Below are 681 nucleotides of genomic sequence, written 5' to 3' on the forward strand. Positions count from 1 at the left end.
CGCCGGTGAACTGGCTGCCCTGATCGGTGTTGAAGATGTCCGGCTTGCCGTGTCGGGCTAGCGCCTCCTCCAGAGCGGCGACGCAGAACTCCGCCGTCATCGTGATCGACACCCGCCAGGCTAGGACCCGTCGGCTGTACCAGTCGATCACCGCGGCCAAGTAGACGAAGCCCCGGGCCATCGGGACGTAGGTGATGTCCATCGCCCAGACCTGATCGGGACGCGTGATCTCCAGCTTGCGAAGCAGGTAGGAATAGACCTTGTGCCCTGGTGCGGGCTTCGACGTGTTCGGACGCCGGTAGAGTGCCTCGATCCCCGTCCGCTTCATCAGCGTGGCGACGTGCCGCCGTCCCACCTCATGGCCTTCGGCCCCCAGCAGGCCCTTCAACATCCGGCTCCCAGCGAAGGGATACTCGAGGTGCAGCTCGTCGATCCGGCGCATGAGCGCGAGATCGGCTTCGGACGCAGGTCGCGCCTGGTAGTAGACGCTGCCGCGGCTGATCCCGAGCGCCTTCGCCTGTCGGGCGATGCTCAACCGGTGGTCGCGATCGATCATCGCTTTGCGCTCCCTCTCGGGATCATGCTGCGCATGACCCTGCCGGGCAGCGGGACAACAGACCGGCCTTCCCGAGCGCCTCCTCGGGCTGCGAGGCCCCACTGGGGCCTCGGTCCCTCAAAGTC

Annotated in this window: 1 pseudogene; it reads right to left on the minus strand. The window is 66.7% G+C overall.

From position 1 onward, the window contains the following. Positions 1–568, minus strand: a pseudogene (locus tag DR046_RS23080) (IS3 family transposase); the annotation flags it as partial. Positions 569–681 lie beyond the last annotated feature (113 nt).

The organism is Jannaschia formosa, from assembly GCF_003340555.1.
Lineage (GTDB): Bacteria > Pseudomonadota > Alphaproteobacteria > Rhodobacterales > Rhodobacteraceae > Jannaschia > Jannaschia formosa.